Origin of the sequence: Burkholderia sp. Ac-20345, assembly GCF_017104825.1 — a bacterium.
In the GTDB taxonomy this organism is placed as follows: Bacteria; Pseudomonadota; Gammaproteobacteria; order Burkholderiales; family Burkholderiaceae; genus Burkholderia; species Burkholderia lata_B.
The window spans coordinates 1-573 of the sequence record NZ_JAAGPO010000552.1; the positions used below are offsets into that span (position 1 = coordinate 1).

Consider the following 573-nt stretch of genomic DNA (forward strand, 5'->3'; position numbering starts at 1 on the left):
TCCTTCACGGTGCTGCTGGCCGGGCTCGACGCGTGGCTGTCGCGCCTGACCGGCGCAACGGATGTCGTCGTCGCGGTGCCGGTCGCGCATCGCCAGCGCCCCGAAACGCGCGCGCTGCTCGGGCTGTTCCTGAATACAGTTGCGCTGCGCGTGCGCGTGGCGCCGACGCTGCCGTTCCGCGCGCTCGTCGACGCGGCGCGCACGGCGGCGCTCGACGCGGTCGCGCACCAGGACGTGCCGTTCGAGCGCGTCGTCGACGCGGTGAAGCCGCCGGTCAAGCGCGGGGACGAATGGCTGCGCGTGAAATTCGCGCAGCAGTTCGACGCGCGGCACGACAGCGTGCTGCCGGGCGCAACGGCCGTTGCAACGCCGGGCCCCGATCTCGCCGCGCGCTTCGACTTCGCGGTGGATTTCACCGACGATGCGAACGGCATCGAACTGGTTGCCGCCTATGCGACCGATTGCATCGACGCCGACACCGCGCGCGCGTGGCTCGACAGCTACGCGGCGCTCGTCGGTGCGGCTGCGCGCGATCCGCGCCAAACGACGGCCGTACTGCCGTGCGACGCGTCG

Annotated in this window: 1 protein-coding gene; it reads left to right on the forward strand. The window is 72.3% G+C overall.

The features are described 5' to 3' along the window. Positions 1-573: condensation domain-containing protein (locus tag G3O06_RS48620; protein WP_205820499.1), on the forward strand; the 573-nt coding region annotated here is incomplete at both ends.